Origin of the sequence: Listeria cossartiae subsp. cossartiae (assembly GCF_014224155.1) — a bacterium.
Classification (GTDB): Bacteria; Bacillota; Bacilli; order Lactobacillales; family Listeriaceae; genus Listeria; species Listeria cossartiae.
This window is the reverse complement of record NZ_JAASUI010000002.1, coordinates 204,043-228,619: the sequence shown is the minus strand read 5'-3', so window position 1 is coordinate 228,619 and position 24,577 is coordinate 204,043. Positions and strand designations below refer to the sequence as shown.

Sequence of the window (24,577 nt, the reverse complement as noted above, 5' to 3'; positions counted from 1 at the left end):
TTCTTATCCTTTAACTCCACCATCAGTTAAGTTTCCTTTGATAAATCGTTCTGAAATTGCGTACATAATAACGACTGGAAGCGCCGTAACAAGCGATGCCGCCATCATTCTACCCCAAATATAATCTGGTGTACTAAATAGTGTATTCAAGCCAATTGGTAACGTGAATTTCTCTGAGCTAGATAGGAAAATCGAAGCAAACAGATAATCATTCCAAGCTACCATGAAGCAATATACAAATACAGAAACAATACCTGAAATCGCAAGCGGAACAATAATTCGTAAAATAATCTGGAAGCGATTCAGCCCGTCCATCATTGCGGCTTCTTCAATATCAGTTGGAATCGTGTCAAAATAACTTTTCAGCATAAATACCGCGGTTGGTAGTGTTTGTACAACCATCGTGATAATTAAAGCCGTTTCCGTATCATATAATCCCAAACTCGAAATTATTTTGAACAACGGAACGATTAGCAAAATTCCAGAGAACATGTAAACCGTGTAAAAACTGGCATTAATCGTCATTCGCCCTTTAAAGCGTAATTTCGACAACGCATAAGCGCCTAAAATTCCCAAAACAACTGCAATTCCGGCCGCAAAAAGCGAAACAACCAAGCTATTTTTAAAGTATGTTAAAAACGGAAAAATATCCGGATTAAAAATATCGATATAATGCTGGAAAGTGAATTCTTTCGGGAAAAATGTTGGATTCGTGGAAATGGCTTCTTTGCTGCTCTTAAATGAAGTCATTAACATAATCGCAAATGGGAACAACGTCATACATAAAAATACAACCATCGTCGTATAAAATGCGATTTTCTTCGTTCTTTTTGACTTTTTACTACTTACCGCCATTCAAATCCACCCGCTTTCTTGCAAAAATAATAACAACAAAAATAATGACAAATAATATCACAGAAATCGCTGCTGCTTTTCCTAAATCATTGAATGCGAATGCTGTTTTATATAAATAAACTCCAAGGATATTTACTTTATTCGTGAGTAAGTATACATCAGTGAACATATAGAACATCCAAATCGCACGAAGCGTAATAACTGTCGCAAGTACCGGCATAATCGCTGGCAAAGTAACAATTTTGAATTTATCCCAAATGTTCGCTCCGTCCATATCAGCCGCCTCATAAAGCGACTTATCGACCGTTTGCAAAATCGCCAAAAACGAAATAAATGCATACGGGAAATAACGCCATATCGCAAAGAATGTTACTAAAAAGAAACTAGAAACTGGATTATCAAACCATAGTGGCGCTTCTTTGAACATATGAAGCACATCCACTGTCATAAAATTAATTACGCCATAACCATTATTAAACATATACTTCCATGCAAAAATAAGAGAAATAGATGGTGTTACATACGACAAAATAATAAGCGACCGAGCCGTTCTTCTAAAGCGAAATTCGCGGTTAAAGAATATCGCCACAAGTAGCCCCATCCCAGTACTTCCAACCACTACAAGTGCTGTATAAGCCACCGTAAGACCTAGTGATTTATAAAACTCTGGATCCTTCAAAATATCTATATAGTTTTGTAAACCGATAAAGACCGATTTAATATTCGGATTTAGTGGCATATCTAAAAAACTAATCTGGATATTTGAAATCATCGGATATAAAACCAGTGCTGCTAATAAAACAAAACTTGGTGCAAGTAAAATCATTGCTAACTTAAAGTCGGACCTTTTATATACTTTTGTTTTCATAATGCCTCCTTAAATCAAAAAGCGACGTGCTAATCTGTTAAAAAAGGCGGGGAGCCTCACTCCCCGCTATTTGATTATTTACCTTCTTCGGCTTTTTTCTGTGCAGCTTTTAAGTCCGCTGATACATCGCCACCGCCAACAGTTACGTTATTAACCATTTGTGCGAGGATGCCTGAGCTAGTGATATCACCCATTTTTGTAAGGTTTTTACCGTCAACAAGTCCGAAAACTTGGATGTCATTGAATGATGCTGCGATTTCATTTGGAAGATCACCAAACGATTTAATTACTTCATTTTCTTTGTATGCTTTTTGTTCTACTACTTCTTTATTTACTGGTTGCGCGCCACCTGGAGACATTAATACCCAAGTTGCCATGTTTTTCGGTTGAGACAAGTATTCAACAAATTTCTTCGTTGCTTTCTTTTGCTCATCATCAAGTCCTGCTGAAATAGTTAAACCAGAAACTGTTCCATAAACTGCTTTTTCTTTTTCTTCTGGGATTGCAAAACCGATGTTTTTTGGGTCGCCTTCTTCATAAACGGATGGAAGGATATACGTAGAGTACATCGCCATTGGAACTGTTCCATTCATAAATGCATCTTTAATTTCCGTTACATCATTTGAACCAGGCATAGTGTATGCTGACAAATCTTTGTAGTATTGAAGTGCTTCTTTCATTTCTGGTGTATCGATCGTTACATTACCTTTTGCATCTAAAACGTTTGCTTTGTTAGAAAGCGCGAATTGGGAGAATGCTTGCTCACTCATAGTGCTTTCTGCTGTTGGAATAGCAATACCGTATTTTTTATCTGCTTTATTCGTGAATTTTTTAGCTACTTTTTCAATATCTGCCCAGTTTTTTGGTTCTTCAAAACCAGCATCGGCTAACGCTTTTTTGTTATACCAAATACCTTGAACCCAACCGCTTAATGGAGCTGCGATAAAGCTTTTACCATCTTCAGAACGTACTAAGTTTGTTGCACCTTCGTAGTATTTATCTTCTCCAACAGAGTCGATAACTTCTTTTACTGCCGCTTGGTCAATCAACTGATCTTTATCCATTACTTTGGCAAAATCTTGGCTTACTTCCATAACTGCTGGAAGTTTACCAGAACGAGCAAGTGTGACAACTTTTGTATTAAAAGCATCTTCCTCAACTGGAATTTGTTTGATTTTAATTGTTGGATTTTCTTTTTCAAAATCAGCAATTAATTGATTAATCACATCTAAACGTTCTTTTTCAACGGATGAATGCATAAATTCGATTGTTACTTCCTCACTACTAGAACCTTTTCCTCCACATGCAGCTAAAACCGCACTTAGAACCAACACAACAACAAGTAATACAAGACTCTTTTTCTTCATTTTTGTTCCTCCCTGTAATTTTTGGTTTTTAGCCAGCAGAATTCATAGCCACTAAGCTTTATGGAATCGCTCCCAGTTACCGTGGAGCCCGTATAAAGATTTGTATAAACACCGCTGTCTAGTGAATAACTCACTTCTTTTTCTGATAAATTATGAATCAATATAATCGATTCTGCGTCGGATGCGCGTTTAACAACAAATAGTTCCGCCGTAGATTCTAAAACTTCCATCGGGATTTCTGGATGGAAAAGTGATTCCGCTTTTCTTGTGCTAATTAATTTCGTTAGCGCATCATATGTTTCTTTTCGTAAGGAGCCAGTTTGTTCCAACTCAGCTGTAATTTCCGCTAAGTCGTATTTTTTTCGATTAATAGAGCGATTATGGCTTGTTGCTTCCACGCCTAAATAATCGTTGCGGCTTCCTAAAATACTTTGAACGTAAACGGCTGGAACGCCTGGAATAGACATCAGTACCGCATGAGCCACAAGGAATCTTGCAAGTCTCAAATCATCTGTGTCCGCTTGTTTACTTAACGCATCCATGTACGTCACGTTAATTTCATAAGGACTCTTAGAACCATCTGGATTTTGCTTATAAGAAACAAGTGCTCCTTCTTTCTCCAAATCATCCACTAGCGCCAAAATTTCCGCTTCTGGAATAATGCCGCGCACTGGATTTAACCCAATCCCATCATGTGAGGCAAGGAAATTGAAGAATGTGCGCTTGCCTTCTGGTAACTCTAAATTTTCCGCCCAATTGCGGAGGAACGCTGCATTGCCATGATGTATCGCATGGAGCACAAGTGGTGGAAGCGGGAATTGATAAACCATATGCGCTTCTTTTTCACCATTTCCAAAGTAACTAATATTATCAACATGCGGCACATTCGTTTCGGTTATAATAATCGTCCCCGGTGCTGCAATGTCTACTAAATCTCTAAATAATTTCACGATTTCATGCGTCTCTTCCAAGTGAATCGAGCTCGTTCCTGGCACTTTCCACATGAATCCAACCGCATCAAGTCGCACATATTCCGCGCCTTCTTCTAAATAGAACATCAAGACATCAATCATCTTATAAAGCACTTCCGGACTAGCAAAGTTCAAATCAATCTGATCCTCACTAAACGTTGTCCAAATATGTCCTACTTTGCCTGACTCAAACTGAAATGGCGTAAGTACTGGCGTCGCACGCGGCCTCGTTACCGAACTAAGGTCCGTATCCGGATCCATTTCCACAAAGAAGTTTTGAAACTCCTCATCACCCGCTAAATATCGCTTAAACCAGTCACTTTTCGCCGACATATGATTACAAACAAAATCGAACATCAAGCGCGCCGACTGCTCCATTTCTTTAATATCCGTCCAATCACCAAGCTCCGGATTCACCGCTTTATAATCAATGACCGAAAACCCATCATCCGAAGAATAAGGATAAAAAGGCAAGAAATGAACTACCTCAAAAGTCGATTTTAAATAACTATCATACATTTTCTTAAAAGTTGTTAACGTTTTTTGGGAATCCTCTTTAAACTGGTCCCCATATGTAATTAAAACAATATCTTTCTCGTCCCACTTATCTTTTCGTGTTAACTTTCGTTGTTGCGTTTGCTGTACCCGTGCTTCGATTCTTGCTGCCAAACTTTCCACTACATCTTCGCTATATAACCGCGAAAGTCGTTTTCTTAAATTCGTCATCATTTACCTCCTAACCGGGAGCGCTCCCACAAGAAGAATTATAGTATGGAAAGCGCTTTCTGTCAAACACAATTTTAAATGTTTTTTCTAACATGTTGGTAAGAGCGAGTTTCCATGCGTGCGCACCATCTAGTTGGACATTTAGCAAAAAATTGAGTAATATAAACATGGATGATAATGACCGGAACCGATACCGGAAACAATTTAGAGAGAGAAAGAAAGGAAGATTACCTTGGCATCTACCATATATGACATAGCAAAACACGCGGGAGTTTCAAAATCAACGGTATCCAGAGTACTAAATAACCAAGCCAACATCTCCGAAGAATCACGCAAAAAAGTACTAGAAGCGATTGATGAACTAAACTATCAACCAAGCAAACTAGCACGCGCACTTACTTCTTCGGGTTTTGATGCCATTATGGTTATCTCAAATCGCTCTACTACAACCACAACTGGAAATCCATTTTTTTCCGAAATAATTCAATCGATTTCCACTCAAGCTGAGTTGGAAAATTTTGACTTAATCCTCCAAACTGCCAAAAACAGCGAAGACGAACTTAAAAAATGCCTTTCCAAAATTCAAGAAAAAATGATCAAAGGTATTATCATGCTGAGTTCACCAGCCGACGAAGATTTTTTTCATCAATTAGATCCTTATAACATCCCTATCGTTGTTACCGGAAAAGTCGAAGGACATTACAAAAACATCTACTCTGTCGACACTGACAATTTTGGCGACAGTTATGCTCTAACGAAACATTTAATCAAACAAGGTCATCAAAAAATTGCTTGTATCCATGCTCCACTTGATTATCACGTGTCAATTGATCGTCTTGCCGGTTTCCGTAGTTGCCTTTTCGACCATCAGCTAGACCTGCGTAACGACTGGATTATTGATAGTGGCTATAGCATAGAAGACAGCTACAAAGCCGCACTAAGACTAATGGCAGGCCCAGATAAACCAACTGCAGTTTTCGCAACCGATGATTTAAAAGTACTTAGCATTTACAAAATGGCAGCCGATAAAAACTTACAAATTCCAACAGATTTTTCCGTCATCGGCTATAACGATAAAATAGCATCTTCATTCCTATCACCGCCGCTAACGTCTATAGATATTCCCATTAACAAATTAGGCAAAAAAGCAACCAACCTATTGTTCCGCCTAATCCATCAAGACAAAAACGTACCAAAAGCTACTATAATCAAAACCGAAATGATTGAACGCGAATCCATTCAGAAAATAAAAGCCTAAGCTTGTTTTCTGAATCCCCTTGGTCCTGTAGCTCAGTTGGGAGAGTATCACCTTGACATGGTGGGGGTCGCTGGTTCGAGACCAGTCGGGACCATTTATAAAAAAAGCATCCCTTTTTATAAAGGATGCTTTTTTAATTTTATTTAAATAACTTACCTAATTTCTTAAACAAACCATCTTCAATGATATCAATACCAATACCCCAGTTGCTATCAAGCACTTGTTTATTAGCTTTAATATATTCTTCCAAATCTTTCCCTTTAATAGCAAGGTTGTGATATGGACGATACTCTAAATAACAAGAAGCACCATTTTTGTGAATTTTCTTCGTCATACGATGTTTCAAATACTTAGACTTGATGTCGCATTCTTGGCGTGTGTAAGAATCTTGCTGATCGATAGCATGATCTGTCGTCAAATGAATCTCCGTTTTGATAACATTGCGATCAATCCAATATGGGTAATCCTTATGGAAATGCTTCTCCGCACCATCATCGATAAAGTTGCCATAGTTCCAAAAGTGTAAATAACGTTTTTTCTTTTCAACTTCATATGGATCCGTAATAGTTGCTTTATACACTATAGACAGCTCATTTAAGTCCTTATTATCTTCAACTATTTGAACAGAAGTATTACTAAAATGCTGCTCAATTTCATTTTCTTCAAAGTTTTTATACAACGTCATACACTTATATGTTGTAAAATTATAACGGCTAAGAACCTCTTTATTAGACTCATTTTTAAACATTTCACGCGATCCGTTCGCCATTCCTCCGCGTAACTTTCTTTCAAAAATAACTTCAGCCACATTTCCTTTCACATCACAACGGAAATTTTCTTCCACAGATGGATCTTCATCTTCAAACGGTTCTTGTTTTTGTAATTCCGTACCAGCTTTAATTTCCAAATAATACATAAAGCTATTTTTTTGACGATTAGCTAAAAATCCTTGGTCATTACTCATTGTCGCATCAACAAAGTAAAATTGACCTTCATGCATTATTTTTAAAATCGCATGGTCAAAGTTGAACGGTGATGGTGTATAAACTGGCAAGAATATATCACTACCATAGTTAACTAAAATAAGCTCCGAGTCCACGCCTAAATAATCTAAAATCACTTTTAAAAGAACTGTTTTCGCTTTGCAGTCCCCTTGTTTTGTATTATAAGTGACTTCAGCAGCTTGCGGCTCATGTCCATCCATTTCTGTTTCATTGTATAAATAGTATACTTCTTTTTGAACAAAATCGATCGCATGCTTAATTTTGTGGTCTAATGACGGCAACGCATCTAACTCCGCCACTAAATCAGCCGCAAATCCAGCAAGCTCTACTTGATAGAATTTTTGATAAATATCACTAATTGTTTTGGTGATTTCCGGATACGTCTGCTCCGTAACAAAATCAATAAACGGCGTAAGTTCAAGTTCTTTCGCGTCTTCTCCAATATAATCTTCTTTTTCAATTGTGTAAGATTCGTTATGCGGAACCATCACTTTATCTTTTTCTAAAATTGTCCCCGCTTCGTCTCGGAAATAATGGAAGTTCGTTTCTAAGTTTTTCTCTGTTTCATTTTTTAATTCAAAACGATATTTTCCGTAAGCCCAGTAAGAATTTGGCGCCGAATAAATCCAGCGGAAAAATTGATTGCGAATGCTGCTTTCCTCATATTGGCGCTCAATGGATGTTTCAATAATGAAAATATCATTCAAATGCAAATCGCGAATAAGTACGGTTACTTTTTTCTCGTCGTTAAAGCTCGCTTGATTATCATCACGAACATAGTCCAAAACTTTGACATTAATATCATTTAATTTATCAATCACTTTCCCATCACGAACAACGGATAAAGTGTGAATATACAATACTTCTTCTTCCGACAAAATAAAGCTAGTTTTCCCAGCAGAGTTAAGCATATTCGGCTCATTTAACGTATAAGCCATCGAAGTATAACTCGTGCGAGAATTTGGTTTAGCCGTTTCTACAATATTACACCAGAAGCAATAATCACGTTCTTGCGCGATTTGGGTATCATAAAAAGCTTTATCTTGTGTGTTTAACCAAGAAGCAATGTTTTCTTGTTTTGTTTCAGGAGAGCTTAATTCTGGTTTTATAAAATAATATTCTTTTGACATTTGGTAATCTCCTTAAAATTTTTTTAGATACCCCTATTTTAGCAATAAGTAAATAGAACAAACAAGGCAAAATCTTTATGAGATAGCAACTGTCGGTTTATCTACACTATTTAGTAAAAAATTAGACACAATTGCTGCTAATTTCCCTCTATCCACGAGAATAATTTCACATCTTGGTATACTTCACCAATTTTTTCATACTCTCGAAGTAAGCCTTCCTCTGAAAAACCAAGCTTCTCCAATAATGCTATAGAAGCTGTATTTCTCGGGTCCACTTTTGCTTCAATCCGGTGCAATTCAAATGAATCTTTGCCCCACTCCATCAATGATTTGACTGCTTCCGTCGCATAACCTCGTTTCCAAAAACGCGTTCCCAAGTCATATGCAATTTCTGCACGGTGATTCTCGTGATCGATATAATTAAAGCCGCATGTGCCAATGATTTCCCCAGTTGCTTGTAAGATAATCACGCATCTGAGCGCCTTTCCCTCGATTTCTAATTGTCTTAGCATCCGAATCATTTCTTCTACCGGCTGCAAACTTTGAAAAGGTTCAATGTTCATATATCTAGTAACCGAATCATCTGACCAATAACCAAACAAAATCTCGGTATCAGCTAACGTCATTTCACTTAAAAAAAGTCGTTCTGTTTTTATCATTTGCTTGCGATTTTCCATAGATTTACCCCCGCCTTTTTAATAGAAAAAGCTTATCAAATCTCACTCGTAAAGTAAAATGTTTCACGTGAAACATTTGCACCGTCTTTATTCGTAGTAGTTTTCAACATTTAGGTTTATAATGAAAAATATCTCAAAAAGGAGAATGATTTATGGAACAAACAGATAGACGTAAGACTTTAGCACTTATTTCGATTATGCTTGGCGCTTTTATTTCATTACTAGATACAACAATTGTCAACGTTGCCTTACCAGATATTACGACCGCACTTCATGCCACCAGCGAAACAATTGAGTGGGTTATTTCAGGCTATGCACTCGCTTTTGGACTTGTACTTATTTTAGCTGGCCGCCTTGGTGACAAATATGGTAGAAAAAACATCTATATTATTGGTATTACCTTATTTCTAATAATGAGTGTGACGGCCGGCTTTGCTAATTCAGAAAATAGCTTAATTATTTCCCGGGTAATACAAGGACTTGCTGCCGGACTATTTTTCCCGCAAATTAATGCAACGATTATGGATATGTATTCTGGAAAAAGTCTTGGGAAAATCTTCGGCATTCTGGGCTCCGTTATTGGCGTTGGAACCGCGATTGGACCTCTTACTGGCGGACTTTTAATTGAACTTTTTGGAGCTACAAACGGTTGGCGCGCAGTTTTCTTTGTTAATGTCCCCTTTGTCTTAGTCACGCTCGTACTAGCAATGCTTTATCTCCCAAAAAGAACTATCTCCACGAAAAAAATCAGCTTCGATTTACCTGGCGTTGGGTTACTTACAATCGCACTCTTACTATTACTATTCCCACTTATTTCAAACGGAGCAAATGATTTCAAACCGATCGACTATCTTTTAATGGCGCTATCTATCCCGCTCTTTATCATCCTTTATAAATGGAGCGTTCACCAAGAAAAGAAAGGAAATCAACCATTAATTGCGCCTAACTTACTTAAAAACAACCAATTTGTTTCCGGAATGCTCTTATCACTAGTATATTTTGCTGCCTTTACGAGCATCTTTTTCGTCCTATCGTTAACTTGGCAAACTGGTTTCAGCCGATCTGCTATTTTATCCGGTCTGGCAATTAGTCCATTTGCATTAGGTAGTGTTCTTGCTGCTTCGAATAGTTATCGCCTCATACCTGTACTTGGGAGAAAACTTTTAATGCTTGGCGTAACTCTAGTTATTGTTGGTCTTGGAACCGTCTCGATTGTGTTTCATCTACATGATGGTGCTTTTTCCGCTTGGTTACTCTTCCTGCCATTATTTATTGCTGGTATTGGTAGTGGTTTGATTATTGCACCTTTAAATAGCTTCACACTTTCCACCGTTCACGGAATAGAACGCGGCGGAGCAAGTGGTATGTTTAATACAGCACAGCGAGTTGGTTCATCTTTCGGTATTGCAGTTGTGGGTTCTGTATTTTTCCGTACACTAGGGAATACTACGGCAACCTCTAAAGCAAGTGCATTTTCGGATAGCTTACAGATGAGTATGTACGTTAATATAGCGCTTCTCGTTGTTTGTTTCTTGCTAATATTCCGTTTGCCAAAAAATATCTAAAAAAAAGAGCCTTCTATATATGGCTCTTTTTGTATGTTTCACGTGAAACATTCTATTTAAATACAACCTCAAACTCTTCGCAAACCACTAAAGCATCTTCTTCAAACGGTATCCCCAGCTCCACACATTCATTCATGAAAAAAGAAGTATGAACTTGTCGCCAATATTCCAGCGTCCGGTCTCCTTCTCCTTCTAAATAAGCAAAAGTTTCCGGAACTTCATTAAACGGCATAATCGTTACACCAATCAACTTAATGATCCCCATTGCCTCTTCTTCTCCGTCTAAAAGAACAACATGTGAACCAACTGACGGCATCGTTTCTCCGCCCTGGTCATACCAATAGAACAGGCTACTAGTCCCTGTTTTTATCCCACTCATTACAAGCGCGCCTAGTTCATTAGCCATCCGCACAGAATTACCGAATGCCCAAGCTTCATATTTATTTGAAATCATCGGATTAGCAGCTCGATATTTTTGCCACATTTCATTAACCGAATCCTTATAAACCACCACTTAATTCCCTCCTAAAAAAAGACTGAGGTTCCTAAAAACCTCAGTCTCCAAAATTTATTTCCGAACTGGCTTAATCACAATATAACGATAAGGATCGCGTCCTTCAGAATGCGTTTCAATTTGTTCATTCTCACTTAAAATAGCATGAATAATTTTTCTTTCAAATGAAGGCATTGGTTCTAAATGAACAGCGCGCTTCGTTTTAAGAGCTTTGTCCGCCATTTTATTCGCTAAAATTACTAATGTTTCATGACGTCTTTCACGGTAGTCCCCTACATTAACAATAATGTTTTTGTATTGGCTCGTTGTTTTATTAGCAATCAATTGTGTTAAGTATTGAAGCGCATTAAGGGTTTGGCCGTGTTTGCCGATTAGCATGCCTAAGCTGTCACCTTTAATTTGCAACTTCACATCTTTACCAACTTCTTCTACATCGATCGTGATTACTGCACCCATCTTGGTAGCAACATCTAAAAGATAATCAATCGCTACTTGGATACCATCTTCTTTTTCAATTACTTTTACCATAGCCAGTCTGGAACCAATTCCGAAAATACCTTTTTTACCTTCGTCTAGAACTTCTACTTCGACCTTGTCGCGTGTTGTTTCTAAAGTGGCTAATGCATTTTGGACAGCTTCTTCAACGTTTGAGCCTTGCGCAGTTAAATCTCTCACTTTCTTTTCTTACCTCCTTTTTTGGAAGCTTTCATGTTAGCTGCTTTTTTCTTCAAGCGATCTTCTGCAAGTTGAGCAGCAGCCAGCGCCTCCTGTTCGCGTTTGTTTTTAAAAGGATTATTAATTAAAAGTGTTTGGAATACGGTGAAAATGTTACCGATAATCCAGTATAGAGCAAGTGCAGACGGTAATGTAATACCCATAAATAGAATCATTACTGGCATGATGTAAACAATCATTGCCATTGATTTATTTTGCTGTGTTTGCCCCATCATAGAAATTTTTGATGATAAGAATGTCGTTAGTGCTGCAACGATTGGCAAGATGTAATATGGATCCGGATTTCCCAGTTGCATCCATAAGAATGAATCTGTTTTGATTTCTGCTGTTCTACTAATCGCTTGGTAAAATCCTAGTAGAATTGGCATTTGAATTAATAATGGTAAACAACCCATCATTGGATTTACGCTATTTTCTTGATATAGACGCATTGTTTCTTGTTGTAATTTTTGTTTTGTTTCATTATCTTTAGACGAGTATTTTTCTTGTAGTTCTTTGATTTTCGGTTGTAAGCTTGTCATGGCTTTTTGGCTTTTCAGCTGTTTGATCATTAAAGGCATGATAAGTAGACGAATTAAAATTGTAACAACGATAATTCCGACTGCGTAACTTCCCCCGAATAAATCGGAAAACCATGTAATAGTCCAGGATAATGGGAACACGATATAGTGACTCCAAAATCCAGTTGATTCTGATGTAATTGGATCAGTTGAATAGCCACAACCCGAAAGTACAGCCATTAATCCGATTACAAGACTTGCGATGAGCAACTTCTGTTTGAATCGCTTTTTCTTCTTCAAATTGATGTAACCTCCAATTTCGCCTTTTTCAAATTTCCACTCATTTTGAATTGTTTGCTTTTTGCTTTAAAACACGCCCCACTTTTAAAACATGAATCAAACTTTTCTTTACTTCATGAAAATCCATATTGGCCGCCGGTTTTCTGGCGATGATAATATATTCATTTTCAGGATTGATTTGGCCTTCTAATTCATGGAATGATTGTCTTATGTAACGTTTAATCCGATTTCGGCAGACAGCGTTTCCAATTTTTTTACTAACCGATAAACCAATTCGAAAATGATTCGATCCTTCTTGCTTTAAAGTATAAACAACAAATTGACGGTTAGCAAAAGATTTTCCTCTTCGGAATACTTTTTGAAAATCATCATTTTTTTTAATTCTATATTTTTTTTTCATACATTCTCCATCTTCTTACATATCTTAGTATAAGGCCGTTTGACTCAGCGATTTTTCAAAAAAAAAACCACTGAGTCGTTTTCAGTGGTCTACGCAGATAAAACTTTTCTTCCTTTACGACGACGACTTGCTAAAACTCTACGTCCGTTTTTAGTACTCATACGCGTACGGAAACCATGCACTTTTTTTCTTTTACGTTTACTTGGTTGATATGTTCTTTTCATTAATTACACCTCCCATGAAAGGGTCCAATCGAATTTATCTATTAGACAGTCTTAGATATTGTACGTGAACTGGTCTTTTTTGTCAATACTATTTAGACGAATTTCTATTTAGACTCCGTTCACTATCATACCATATTTTTATAGAGAGAAAAACCATTTTTCAAAAATTATTGTGTTAAATAGATATATTTTTCTCTAGTAGTGTCTGGGATTTCGATTTTTCGGCCGGAAATCTGTACTAAATACTGTGCAAACTCCCCAATTTTCTCAAATTCAGCCGGATATTCAAAAATGAGTTTTTCCTTTATTAAATAGTTATCCACATAATGACTTGTTTCTGGCTGAAAAGATAATAAACCTTCTATAAAACGAATTACTTTTGTAAATTTTGGAATTTCCTGTTCTTCTTCTAAATCTGTAAAGTGAAAAAACATCGTGTAAAAATGATTCTTCTTGATATTCACTGAAAAAGCTTCTTTATTTATATTACTTTTTGCAAATACCGTAAAATCATCAATCTCTGCTGGTTCCCGTTTGTCGTGAATTAATAAGTAGCCAAACACGTCATCAATATTCCCGTTTTGTATAACCCGATAAAATTCTGTATCTCTAGTTTTCAAAAGCCGTTGAAATATCATTTTTCACAACCTCATTTTTTGTCTTTTTTTTTCGTATTCGGTAAATAGTTTAACACATTGTCGCAATGAAATCCTTTCCCAGAAAATGTGGATAACTCGTGAATAACGCCTTTTTATTGTGGATAACCTTTTGATTTAGTTCAAACTTATACACAATTAGTGGTTAATTACACACAATGACTTGTGGATAATTAATTTTAACAATTTCGTTACAGATTTCTTTACACACAAGTTATACACAAGTTAACTGGCTGTGGACAACCGTTTTTCACATCTGGACAGTTTTGTGGATAGATTTGGTAAGTCCTTGCTATCAGAGTGATTTTCTGATATTATAATTCCTGTCGAATAGAAATATAGCTGGGGAAAACTAAAGTTATCCACAATCCATTTTTACTTTGTGGATAATTTTTTAACAGTGTTTGGATAACCTTATCCATAGCTTTTTCTATCTGTGGATAACTTTATAGCATCCATTTACATTACATAAAAAAGGGGGGTTACTAGTGCAATCAATTGAAGACATCTGGCAGGAAACACTGCAAATCGTTAAAAAAAATATGAGTAAACCGAGTTACGATACATGGATGAAATCAACAACGGCTCATTCATTAGAAGGTAATACGTTTATTATTTCAGCGCCCAATAATTTTGTTCGCGATTGGTTAGAGAAAAGCTACACGCAATTTATCGCTAACATTTTGCAAGAAATAACTGGTCGCTTATTTGATGTCCGCTTTATTGATGGCGAGCAGGAAGAAAACTTTGAATACACTGTGATTAAACCAAATCCAGCGTTAGATGAAGATGGCATTGAAATTGGAAAACATATGCTGAATCCGCGTTACGTTTTTGATACCTTTGTCATTGGTTCAGGGAACAGATTCGCCCACGCAGCATCACTTGCAGTAGCCGAAGCACCAGCGAAAGCATATAATCCACTCTTCATTTATGGAGGAGTTGGCCTCGGCAAAACACATTTAATGCACGCAGTTGGCCACTATGTTCAACAACATAAAGATAATGCGAAAGTAATGTACCTTTCCAGCGAAAAATTCACGAATGAGTTTATTAGCTCTATCCGTGATAATAAAACTGAAGAATTCCGCACAAAATACCGGAATGTCGATGTTTTACTGATTGATGATATTCAATTTTTGGCCGGTAAAGAAGGAACACAAGAGGAATTTTTCCATACATTTAACACACTTTATGATGAACAAAAGCAAATTATTATTTCCAGTGACCGACCACCAAAAGAAATTCCAACACTGGAAGATCGACTTAGATCCCGCTTTGAATGGGGCTTAATCACTGATATTACGCCACCAGACTTAGAAACACGGATCGCCATTTTACGTAAAAAAGCAAAAGCAGACGGATTAGATATTCCAAATGAAGTCATGCTTTATATCGCAAACCAAATTGATTCGAATATTCGCGAGCTAGAAGGCGCACTCATCCGAGTAGTTGCTTACTCTTCCCTCGTTAATAAAGATATAACAGCTGGTCTTGCAGCAGAAGCACTAAAAGATATTATCCCCTCTTCTAAATCACAAGTTATTACTATTAGTGGTATTCAAGAAGCAGTCGGTGAATATTTCCACGTTCGTTTAGAAGATTTTAAAGCGAAAAAACGGACGAAAAGTATCGCATTCCCGCGCCAAATCGCTATGTATCTGTCTAGAGAGCTTACAGATGCCTCATTACCAAAAATCGGTGATGAATTTGGTGGCCGAGATCATACAACCGTCATCCATGCACATGAAAAAATATCGCAACTACTAAAAACCGATCAAGTGTTGAAAAATGACCTTGCTGAAATTGAAAAAAATTTAAGAAAAGCACAAAATATGTTTTAATAGACCTGTGTACAATGTGGATAACTGAAACATACTTACCCACAAGTTATCAACATGTGGAAAACTTTATATCGCATGGCTTGTAACCTACTTATCCACAAATCCACAGCGCCTATTACTATTACTACGATTTTTTATTAATTAATTAAAGGTTTTTGAGGTTTTACAAAATATAAAAAAATGGGGGATACTCATGAAATTTGTTATCGAACGTGATCGTCTTGTCCAAGCAGTCAATGAAGTTACTCGTGCCATCTCTGCAAGAACAACGATTCCAATATTAACGGGAATAAAAATTGTCGTAAATGATGAAGGTGTAACACTAACTGGTAGTGATTCCGATATTTCCATCGAAGCATTTATTCCATTAGTTGAAAATGATGAAGTAATTGTAGAAGTGGAAAGTTTTGGTGGTATTGTTCTTCAGTCCAAATACTTCGGCGATATCGTTCGTCGTTTACCAGAAGAAAATGTAGAAATTGAAGTAACTTCTAATTACCAAACCAACATTAGTTCCGGTCAAGCCTCTTTTACACTAAACGGCTTAGATCCAATGGAATATCCTAAATTACCAGAAGTTACTGATGGTAAAACTATCAAAATTCCAATTAATGTACTGAAAAACATCGTTCGCCAAACAGTATTTGCGGTTTCAGCAATTGAAGTTCGCCCAGTACTTACAGGTGTTAACTGGATTATTAAAGACAATAAACTGAGTGCAGTCGCAACCGATAGTCACCGTTTAGCATTACGTGAAATTCCACTGGAAACAAACATTGACGAAGAATACAACATTGTTATTCCAGGAAAAAGCTTATCCGAACTAAATAAAATTTTAGATGATGCAAGCGAATCAATTGAAATGACACTTGCAAACAATCAAATTCTCTTTAAATTAAAAGATTTACTATTCTACTCTCGTTTACTTGAAGGTAGTTACCCAGATACATCTCGTCTAATTCCAACTGATACTAAATCAGAATTAGTCATTAATTCCAAAGCATTTTTACAAGCAATTGACCGTGCGTCCCTACTTGCTCGCGAAAATCGTAATAACGTTATTAAATTAATGACACTGGAAAATGGCCAAGTAGAAGTATCTTCCAATTCTCCGGAAGTTGGGAATGTTTCTGAAAATGTCTTTAGCCAAAGCTTTACGGGCGAAGAAATCAAAATATCTTTTAACGGTAAATACATGATGGATGCTTTGCGTGCTTTTGAAGGTGATGATATTCAAATTTCCTTCTCTGGTACTATGCGACCATTCGTACTTCGACCAAAAGATGCAGCTAATCCAAATGAAATTTTACAATTAATCACGCCGGTTAGAACTTACTAATCTCGCAAAAAGCACATCCGTCTTGGTTTCAAGGCGGATTCTTTTTTGTTATAGTACAGTTTTTGGCTAGAAATGTATATTTATGCAAATGGAGGTAATTCTTAGCATGATGAAAGATATGACAACAGGTAATCCGACAAAATTAATCTTTTTATTCGCGATGCCGATGTTGATTGGAAACTTATTTCAGCAATTTTATACGATGATTGATGCGGTTATCGTTGGGAAATTCGTCAGTGTCGATGCGCTTGCTGCTGTTGGCGCGACAAACTCGGTCAATTTTTTTATGATTTCTTTGATTATTGGACTTATGAGCGGGATTTCCGTTGTAGTGGCGCAGTATTTTGGCTTTAAAGATTATGATCGTTTGAAAGATGTTATTGCTACGGCGACTTATGCGGTGGTTTTTTCGGCGATTATTTTGACGGTTGCAGGCGTTTTGCTTGCGAAGCCACTTCTTATTTTGTTGCGAACCCCGGCAAATATTTTGGATGATTCTACTATCTTTTTAACCACCCTATTTATCGGGATTTTACCGATGAGTTTGTATAACGGAATGGCGGCGATTCTTCGGGCGCTTGGAAATTCGATTACTCCGCTGATTTTTTTGATTTTATCTTCTTTAATGAATATTGCACTAGATTTTTTATTTGTTGTTTATATGGATATGGGCGTTCGCGGGGCTGCGATTGCGACGGTTTTATCCCAAACAGCGGCAGCAATTGCCGTTATTTACTATGCTTATCGCCATGTGCCATTTATGCGGATAGAACGTGCGAAATTTAAGCTCTCCACCCCACTCCTCAAAGAAATGGTGCGCATTGGGCTGCCTTCTGGATTACAAGGATCCTTTATTTCTATCGGAAATATGGCTCTTCAAAGTTTAATAAATGGATTCGGTTCATCGGTCGTTGCGGCTTATACGGCGGCGAGTCGAATTGATTCACTTACATATCAACCCGGAATTGCTTTCGGGGCAGCTTCTTCGATGTTTGCTGGTCAAAATATCGGTGCTGGAAAAATTGACCGCGTACGCGAAGGATTTTGGTCAGGAATTAAAGTCGTGACTGCTATCAGTATTGGAATCACAATTTTAGTTCAACTTTTCGCGCGGCAGTTTTTATTACTATTTGTAGATTCAAGCGAGACAGAAGTTATCAATATTGGTGTGAGCTACTTACTTATTGTGTCGTTATTTTATGTTGTAGTCGGAATTTTATTTGTTGTTCGTGAGACATTGCGAGGTACTGGGGATGCGATGGTTCCTTTAGCGATGGGGATTTTCGAGTTGGTTTCACGACTTGTTATCGGATTTGTTTTGTCGCTTTATATTGGCTACGTAGGGCTTTGGTGGGCTACACCGGTTGCATGGATCACCGCAACGATGCTCGGAGTTTGGAGATATAAATCAGGAGCATGGCAAAAAAAGGCAGTTATCAGGCGAAAATAACCATTTTAGTGAAAAAACGCCAGAGAAGCTCATATTTTCTTTTTTTGAATAAATAATATCCCCCCATTAGTTTTGCTAAAAAAAGCTGAAAAACGAATATATGAAAATATTCTTTGTATTATTGGCAAAACTTTAGTAAAATAGAAGGTAGTGATAAAAAAAGATTGGGCGTGAAATTTTTGGCTGAAACAGTGAAGATAAATAGCGAGTTCGTAACGCTTGGTCAACTTTTACAAATGATTGATGTAGTTTCGACTGGTGGAATGGCGAAAGCGTACCTTAGTGAAAATACGATTTACATCAACGGAGAGCAAGACAATCGCCGGGGGAAAAAGCTTCGTAATGGCGATGTTATCTTAGTTCCCGGTGTTGGAAAAGTGAAAATTGAGCAAGGAAAATAGCAGATGCATTTAGAAAGTATTGTTTTAAGAAATTTCCGCAATTACGAAAACTTAGAACTAGAATTTTCCCCATCTGTAAATGTTTTTCTTGGCGAGAATGCACAAGGTAAAACCAACCTTTTGGAAGCCGTATTGATGCTTGCGCTGGCAAAGTCACATCGGACAACGAATGATAAAGATTTTATTATGTGGGAAAAAGAAGAAGCCAAGATGGAAGGTCGGATAGCGAAGCACGGGCAATCAGTGCCTTTAGAGCTAGCTATCACCCAAAAAGGCAAGCGAGCTAAAGTAAATCATTTGGAACAAAAGAAACTGAGCCAATATGTCGGCAACTTGAACGTGGTCATTTTTGCCCCAGAAGATTTGTCGCTTGTAAAAGGTGCGCCAGGAGTTAGACGTCGCTTTTTAAATATGGAAATTGGGCAAATGCAGCCGATTTATTTGCATAATTTAAGTGAATATCAGCGGATTTTGCAGCAACGGAATCAATATTTGAAGATGTTGCAAATGAAACGCAAAGTAGATCCAATGTTGCTTGATATTTTGACAGAACAGTTCGCTGACGTCGCCATTAATTTGACGAAAAGACGAGCTGATTTCATTCAAAAATTAGAAGCATATGCGGCGCCGATTCATCACCAAATTTCACGCGGCTTAGAAACGCTAAAAATTGAGTATAAAGCTTCCGTCACGCTAAATGGGGACGATCCTGAAGTGTGGAAAGCAGATTTACTCCAAAAAATGGAATCAATCAAACAAAGAGAAATCGACCGTGGTGTCACACTTATTGGGCCACATCGGGATGATTCTCTGTTTTATATTAATGGGCAAAATGTGCAAGATTTTGGTTCGCAAGGCCAGCAACGGACAACGGCACTTTCTGTAAAACTAGCGGAAATTGACCTAATCCACGAAGAAACTGGTGAATATCCGGTTCTTCTTCTTGATGATGTGCTAAGTGAACTTGATGATTATCGTCAATCACATTTGCTCGGAGCTATTGAAGGAAAAGTGCAAACCTTTGTGACAACAACAAGTACGAGCGGGATCGACCATGAAACGCTCAAACAAGCAACAACTTTCTATGTAGAAAAAGGTACAGTAAAAAAATCCTAATCTAGGTTAATATAATTTGATGAAAAAGAAAGTGCGGTGGAATAATTAATGTCAGAAGAAAATATTACAAATGTACAGGAAAGTGCTTCCGATTATAACGAAGATCAAATACAAGTACTAGAAGGCCTAGAAGCAGTTCGTAAAAGACCTGGTATGTACATTGGTTCAACTAGTCAACGCGGACTCCATCACCTTGTATGGGAAATTGTTGATAATGCAATCGATGAAGCCCTTGCTGGTTTTTGTACAGAAATTGAAATTACAATTGAAGCTGATAACAGCATTACTGTTCGCGATAACGGGCGTGGTATTCCAACTGGGATTAACGAAAAAATCGGTCGTCCAACAGTAGAAGTTATCTTTACCGTTCTTCATGCCGGTGGTAAATTCGGCGGTGGCGGATATAAAGTATCAGGCGGACTTCACGGGGTTGGTGCATCAGTAGTTAATGCCCTTTCTACCTCTCTTGAAGTACACGTTCATCGTGAAGGCAAAAAATATTACCAACGTTTTGAACGCGGTGATGTTGTGATGGACATGGAAGAACAAGGCGAAACGGATTACCGTGGAACAATTGTTCACTTTACGCCAGATCCACAAATTTTCACAGAAACAACCGAATTTGATTTTGACACGCTTCGTACTCGTACGCGCGAACTTGCTTTCTTGAATCGCGGTTTAACAATTTCGATTGAAGACAAACGTGACGAGCATAAAGTACGTAAGAATTTCCACTACGAAGGCGGAATTCGTTCTTACGTGGAGCATTTAAATAAAGCAAAAGACGTTATCCATGAGCCACCAATTTACTTGGAAGGTGAACGCGATGACATTATGGTTGAGATTTCTATGCAGTATAACACTGGATTCTCAAGCAATATCATTTCATTTGCGAATAACATTCATACGTATGAAGGTGGAACACACGAATCTGGATTTAAAACGGCACTAACACGTGTTATTAATGACTATGCGCGCCGTAATAAATTGTTCAAAGATAGTGATGACAACCTTTCTGGTGAAGATGTTCGTGAAGGTTTAACAGCAATTATTTCCATCAAACATCCAGATCCGCAGTTTGAAGGACAAACAAAAACAAAACTTGGAAATTCAGAAGCTCGTTCTATCACCGATAAGCTGTTTTCTGAGGCTTTAAATAAATTTATGATGGAAAACCCAGATGTTGCTAAAAAAATCGTTGAGAAGGGCGTTGTGGCTTCTCGTGCACGTCTGGCTGCTAAGCGCGCGCGTGAAGTTGCTCGTAAAAGCAGTGGCCTAGAAATTTCTAGCTTGCCAGGTAAATTAGCTGACTGTTCTTCTCGTAACCCTGAAATCAGCGAACTTTACATCGTTGAGGGTGACTCAGCCGGTGGTTCTGCTAAACAAGGTCGTGACCGTTTATTCCAAGCGATTTTGCCGATTCGTGGTAAAATTTTGAACGTAGAAAAAGCACGTTTAGATCGCATTTTAGCTAACGAAGAAATTCGAACTATTTTTACAGCGATGGGCACTGGTTTTGGTGGAGATTTCGATGTTTCTAAATCTCGTTACCACAAACTAATTATCATGACTGATGCCGATGTTGATGGTGCACATATTCGTACACTACTTCTTACGCTATTTTATCGTTATATGCGTCCACTGCTTGATGCAGGTTATATTTATATTGCACAGCCACCGCTTTATCAAATTAAGCATGGTAAACAAGTTGAGTACGTTTATAGTGATGGACAATTAGAAGATTATCTAGCATCCCTTGATGGAGACACTAAATACAGCATTCAACGATATAAAGGTCTTGGAGAAATGAACCCTGAGCAACTTTGGGAAACAACCATGAATCCTGAACACCGTACACTACTTCAAGTCAATATCAAAGACGCTATTGATGCCGATGAGACTTTTGAAATGTTGATGGGTGACCGCGTGGAACCTCGTCGTAAATTCATTGAAGACAACGCACAATACGTTAAAAACTTGGATGTTTAATAAATATTTCCCGGGTAATAATTGGGATATTAATTGTTTTTAAAAGGTTTGAACTAGATTCAGCCTTACTTTGGAAAGGGAGGTTTCTCTAACAATGGCAGAAACACCAAATCAACGAATAACAGAGATAAACTTAAATAAAGAAATGCGGACTTCATTCTTAGATTACGCGATGAGTGTAATTGTTGCCCGTGCCCTACCAGATGTTCGTGACGGATTAAAACCAGTTCACCGTCGTATTTTATATGCGATGAATGATTTAGGTATGACTTCTGATAAAGCCTATAAGAAATCGGCTCGTATCGTTGGGGAAGTTATTGGTAAATATCACCCCCACGGCGATACAGCGGTTTATTTTACAATGGTTCGGATGGCGCAAGATTTTAGTTATCGTAATATGCTAGTTGACGGACATGGTAACTTTGGTTCGGTCGATGGCGATATGGCGGCAGCGATGCGTTATACAGAAGCACGTATGTCAAAAATTTCGATGGAACTACTGCGCGATATTAACAAAGATACGATTGATTATGCTGATAACTATGATGGTTCCGAGCGTGAGCCGGTTATTTTGCCAGCGCGTTTCCCTAACTTACTAGTCAATGGTTCGTCCGGTATCGCGGTTGGTATGGCTACGAATATTCCTACCCATCATCTTGGTGAAGTAATTGACGGTGTTTTGGCGCTTAGTCGTGACCCGGAAATTACGATTCGTGATTTAATGGAATATATCCCAGGACCTGACTTCCCTACTGCTGGGATGATTATGGGACGCAGCGGAATTCGTCGCGCTTATGAAAGTGGTCGTGGTTCGATTACCGTTCGTGGTCGTGTTGACATTGAAGAAAAGAAAAATGGTAAAGAAACAATCGTTATCACCGAAATTCCTTACCAAGTAAATAAAGCGCGCCTAGTTGAACGTATTGCCGAACTAGCTCGTGAGAAGAAAATTGACGGTATTACTTCCCTAAATGATGAGTCTGACCGTTCCGGAATGCGCATTGTTATTGAGGTTCGTCGTGATATTAGCGCAAGTGTTATCGTGAATAATTTATTCAAAATGACAGCACTTCAAACTACTTTTGGTATTAATATGCTCGCACTTGTCGACAATCATCCAAAAGTGCTTAATTTAAAAGAAATTCTTTATTATTATTTGGAACATCAAAAAGTCGTTATTCGTCGCCGTACGGAATTTGAGCTTCGTAAAGCAGAAGCACGTGCTCATATCTTAGAAGGTTTACGAATTGCGCTTGATAACATTGACGCGATTATTAAATTAATTCGTGGATCAAAAACTTCCGATGTTGCTAAAGAAGGCTTGATGACACAATTCAACCTTTCTGACAAACAAGCGCAAGCCATTTTAGATATGCGTTTGCAACGTTTGACAGGTTTAGAACGCGAAAAAATTGAAGAAGAATATCAAAACTTAGTGGCATTAATTAACGATTTAAAAGCCATTTTAGCTGATGATGAGCGTATTCTTGAAATTATTCGTGAAGAATTAGAAGAAATCAAACTTAAATATGCGGATAAACGTCGTACAGAAATCTTGGCTGGTGATTTAGTAAGCCTTGAAGATGAAGACTTAATCCCAGAAGAAGAAGTGGCAATTACGCTAACTAAACGTGGCTATATTAAACGTTTACCATTATCGACTTATCGTAGTCAGCGTCGTGGTGGTCGTGGTATTCAAGGTATGTCTACACATGAAGATGATTTCGTAGAACACCTAGTTGCAACGAGCACGCATGATACGTTACTATTCTTCACTAACACTGGTAAAGTATACCGTTCGAAAGGTTATGAAGTGCCTGAATACGGTCGTACCGCCAAAGGTATCCCAATCATCAACTTGCTTGGAATCGAAAGCCAAGAACAAGTGAATGCTGTGATAAATCTATCCGAATTCACCGATGATAGCTACCTATTCTTCACGACGAAACATGGTGTCGTGAAGCGTACAACCCTTTCTCAATTTGCGAAAATTCGTCAAAGTGGCCTTCGTGCAGTGGAACTTCGTGAAAATGATGAACTTATTTCCGTTCAAATGACAGATGGTAGCAAAAACATGATTATCGCAACGAAACATGGACAATCTATCTACTTCCCAGAAGAAAATATCCGCGTAATGGGCCGTACAGCTGCCGGTGTTCGTGGTATTAGACTTCGTGAAGACGATGAAGTTATCGGCATGGAAGTACTAGAAGATGACGAAAAAGTACTCGTTGTAACGGAAAAAGGTTATGGTAAACAAACGCCAGCTTCCCAGTATCCGCTTCGTAATCGTGGTGGTATGGGTGTTAAAACCGTTACAATCACAGAGAAAAATGGTAACTTAGTAGCAATGAAAACTGTTACTGGTGAAGAGGACTTAATGCTAATGACCGTGAGCGGCGTCTTGATTCGTTTTGAAATCGAAACCGTATCACAAACAGGTCGTAGCGCAATGGGTGTTAAACTAATTCGTCTTGATGAAGATGAAAAAGTAGCCACTGTTGCAAAAGTTCCAAAAGAAGATGATGAAGTTGAGCTTGAGGAAGAAATCGACGAAACATTAGTTACGCAAGTTCCTGATGAAAGTTTTGAAGATGCTCCTGGAAGCGACATAGAAGAATAAAACCAAGCTGGAAATGACTCTAATTTGCGAATTAGAACGATTTTCCAGCTTTTTTTCAGTATAAA

Annotated in this window: 21 protein-coding genes and 1 tRNA gene; 10 read left to right on the top strand and 12 right to left on the bottom strand. The window is 37.8% G+C overall.

Annotated elements, in window-relative coordinates; genetic code table 11:
• Positions 1 to 3 precede the first annotated feature (3 nt).
• From HCJ30_RS08250 to HCJ30_RS08235, 4 genes are all read right to left on the bottom strand, one after another.
• Complete coding sequence (locus HCJ30_RS08250) at positions 4 to 855, bottom strand: carbohydrate ABC transporter permease (RefSeq protein ID WP_185391765.1); 852 nt, start codon at positions 853 to 855, stop codon at positions 4 to 6.
• Positions 842 to 1,723, bottom strand: coding sequence for a carbohydrate ABC transporter permease (locus tag HCJ30_RS08245; RefSeq protein ID WP_003723843.1), 882 nt, complete (start codon positions 1,721 to 1,723; stop codon positions 842 to 844). Before HCJ30_RS08245 ends, HCJ30_RS08250 begins: the two co-directional genes overlap by 14 nt.
• 74 nt (positions 1,724 to 1,797) lie before the next feature.
• Positions 1,798 to 3,090 carry an ABC transporter substrate-binding protein gene (locus HCJ30_RS08240; protein ID WP_185391764.1) on the bottom strand — a complete coding sequence of 431 codons (1,293 nt, stop codon included), beginning with the start codon at positions 3,088 to 3,090 and terminating at the stop codon, positions 1,798 to 1,800.
• Positions 3,087 to 4,787 carry a sugar phosphorylase gene (locus HCJ30_RS08235; RefSeq protein WP_185391763.1) on the bottom strand — a complete coding sequence of 567 codons (1,701 nt, stop codon included), beginning with the start codon at positions 4,785 to 4,787 and terminating at the stop codon, positions 3,087 to 3,089. The genes HCJ30_RS08240 and HCJ30_RS08235 overlap by 4 nt, the downstream gene beginning before the upstream one ends.
• 232 nt (positions 4,788 to 5,019) lie before the next feature.
• Between HCJ30_RS08235 and HCJ30_RS08230 the strand changes: the two genes are divergently transcribed.
• On the top strand, positions 5,020 to 6,045 hold the full coding sequence (locus HCJ30_RS08230) for a LacI family DNA-binding transcriptional regulator (RefSeq protein ID WP_185391762.1): 1,026 nt from the start codon (positions 5,020 to 5,022) through the stop codon (positions 6,043 to 6,045).
• A gap of 21 nt (positions 6,046 to 6,066) precedes the next feature.
• A tRNA-Val gene (locus HCJ30_RS08225) sits at positions 6,067 to 6,139 on the top strand.
• A gap of 45 nt (positions 6,140 to 6,184) precedes the next feature.
• On the opposite strand, the gene HCJ30_RS08220 is transcribed toward HCJ30_RS08225, so the two are convergent.
• Positions 6,185 to 8,179, bottom strand: coding sequence for a DUF3857 domain-containing protein (locus HCJ30_RS08220; RefSeq protein ID WP_185391761.1), 1,995 nt, complete (start codon positions 8,177 to 8,179; stop codon positions 6,185 to 6,187).
• 137 nt (positions 8,180 to 8,316) lie between these two features.
• Complete coding sequence (locus tag HCJ30_RS08215) at positions 8,317 to 8,856, bottom strand: GNAT family N-acetyltransferase (RefSeq protein WP_185391760.1); 540 nt, start codon at positions 8,854 to 8,856, stop codon at positions 8,317 to 8,319.
• Positions 8,857 to 9,008: 152 nt separating this feature from the next.
• Between HCJ30_RS08215 and HCJ30_RS08210 the strand changes: the two genes are divergently transcribed.
• Positions 9,009 to 10,421, top strand: a complete 1,413-nt coding sequence (locus tag HCJ30_RS08210) for an MFS transporter (protein ID WP_185391759.1) — start codon at positions 9,009 to 9,011, stop codon at positions 10,419 to 10,421.
• Between the two features lie 52 nt (positions 10,422 to 10,473).
• Here HCJ30_RS08210 and HCJ30_RS08205 read toward each other — a convergent pair whose 3' ends face one another.
• The 6 genes from HCJ30_RS08205 to HCJ30_RS08180 all read right to left on the bottom strand — a co-directional run bounded on the left by HCJ30_RS08205 (position 10,474) and on the right by HCJ30_RS08180 (position 13,732).
• The gene (locus HCJ30_RS08205; protein ID WP_185391758.1) at positions 10,474 to 10,935 is read right to left on the bottom strand and encodes an ASCH domain-containing protein; all 462 of its coding nucleotides are present in this window, start codon (positions 10,933 to 10,935) and stop codon (positions 10,474 to 10,476) included.
• Between the two features lie 54 nt (positions 10,936 to 10,989).
• Positions 10,990 to 11,610, bottom strand: a complete 621-nt coding sequence (jag, locus tag HCJ30_RS08200) for an RNA-binding cell elongation regulator Jag/EloR (protein WP_185391757.1) — start codon at positions 11,608 to 11,610, stop codon at positions 10,990 to 10,992.
• The gene (gene yidC, locus HCJ30_RS08195) at positions 11,607 to 12,470 is read right to left on the bottom strand and encodes a membrane protein insertase YidC (RefSeq protein ID WP_185391756.1); all 864 of its coding nucleotides are present in this window, start codon (positions 12,468 to 12,470) and stop codon (positions 11,607 to 11,609) included. Before yidC ends, jag begins: the two co-directional genes overlap by 4 nt.
• A gap of 40 nt (positions 12,471 to 12,510) precedes the next feature.
• The gene (gene rnpA / locus HCJ30_RS08190) at positions 12,511 to 12,870 is read right to left on the bottom strand and encodes a ribonuclease P protein component (RefSeq protein WP_185391755.1); all 360 of its coding nucleotides are present in this window, start codon (positions 12,868 to 12,870) and stop codon (positions 12,511 to 12,513) included.
• 89 nt (positions 12,871 to 12,959) lie between these two features.
• Positions 12,960 to 13,094, bottom strand: a complete 135-nt coding sequence (gene rpmH / locus HCJ30_RS08185) for a 50S ribosomal protein L34 (RefSeq protein ID WP_003718062.1) — start codon at positions 13,092 to 13,094, stop codon at positions 12,960 to 12,962.
• A gap of 167 nt (positions 13,095 to 13,261) precedes the next feature.
• On the bottom strand, positions 13,262 to 13,732 hold the full coding sequence (locus HCJ30_RS08180) for a hypothetical protein (RefSeq protein WP_185391754.1): 471 nt from the start codon (positions 13,730 to 13,732) through the stop codon (positions 13,262 to 13,264).
• Positions 13,733 to 14,238: 506 nt separating this feature from the next.
• Between HCJ30_RS08180 and dnaA the strand changes: the two genes are divergently transcribed.
• From dnaA to gyrA, 7 genes are all read left to right on the top strand, one after another.
• On the top strand, positions 14,239 to 15,594 hold the full coding sequence (gene dnaA, locus HCJ30_RS08175; RefSeq protein WP_003727573.1) for a chromosomal replication initiator protein DnaA: 1,356 nt from the start codon (positions 14,239 to 14,241) through the stop codon (positions 15,592 to 15,594).
• Positions 15,595 to 15,787: 193 nt separating this feature from the next.
• Complete coding sequence (dnaN, locus tag HCJ30_RS08170; RefSeq protein WP_008946384.1) at positions 15,788 to 16,933, top strand: DNA polymerase III subunit beta; 1,146 nt, start codon at positions 15,788 to 15,790, stop codon at positions 16,931 to 16,933.
• Between the two features lie 106 nt (positions 16,934 to 17,039).
• Positions 17,040 to 18,383, top strand: coding sequence for an MATE family efflux transporter (locus tag HCJ30_RS08165; protein WP_003723766.1), 1,344 nt, complete (start codon positions 17,040 to 17,042; stop codon positions 18,381 to 18,383).
• 179 nt (positions 18,384 to 18,562) lie between these two features.
• The gene (gene yaaA, locus HCJ30_RS08160; protein ID WP_010958651.1) at positions 18,563 to 18,784 is read left to right on the top strand and encodes a S4 domain-containing protein YaaA; all 222 of its coding nucleotides are present in this window, start codon (positions 18,563 to 18,565) and stop codon (positions 18,782 to 18,784) included.
• A 3-nt stretch (positions 18,785 to 18,787) separates the two neighbouring features.
• Positions 18,788 to 19,900 (top strand): DNA replication/repair protein RecF, encoded by a 1,113-nt coding sequence (recF, locus tag HCJ30_RS08155; protein WP_008946387.1) that lies wholly within the window; start codon positions 18,788 to 18,790, stop codon positions 19,898 to 19,900.
• Between the two features lie 48 nt (positions 19,901 to 19,948).
• A complete protein-coding gene (gene gyrB, locus HCJ30_RS08150) occupies positions 19,949 to 21,889 on the top strand; it encodes a DNA topoisomerase (ATP-hydrolyzing) subunit B (RefSeq protein ID WP_185391753.1) in 1,941 nt (646 codons plus the stop codon).
• A 94-nt stretch (positions 21,890 to 21,983) separates the two neighbouring features.
• Complete coding sequence (gene gyrA / locus HCJ30_RS08145; protein WP_185391752.1) at positions 21,984 to 24,512, top strand: DNA gyrase subunit A; 2,529 nt, start codon at positions 21,984 to 21,986, stop codon at positions 24,510 to 24,512.
• Positions 24,513 to 24,577 lie beyond the last annotated feature (65 nt).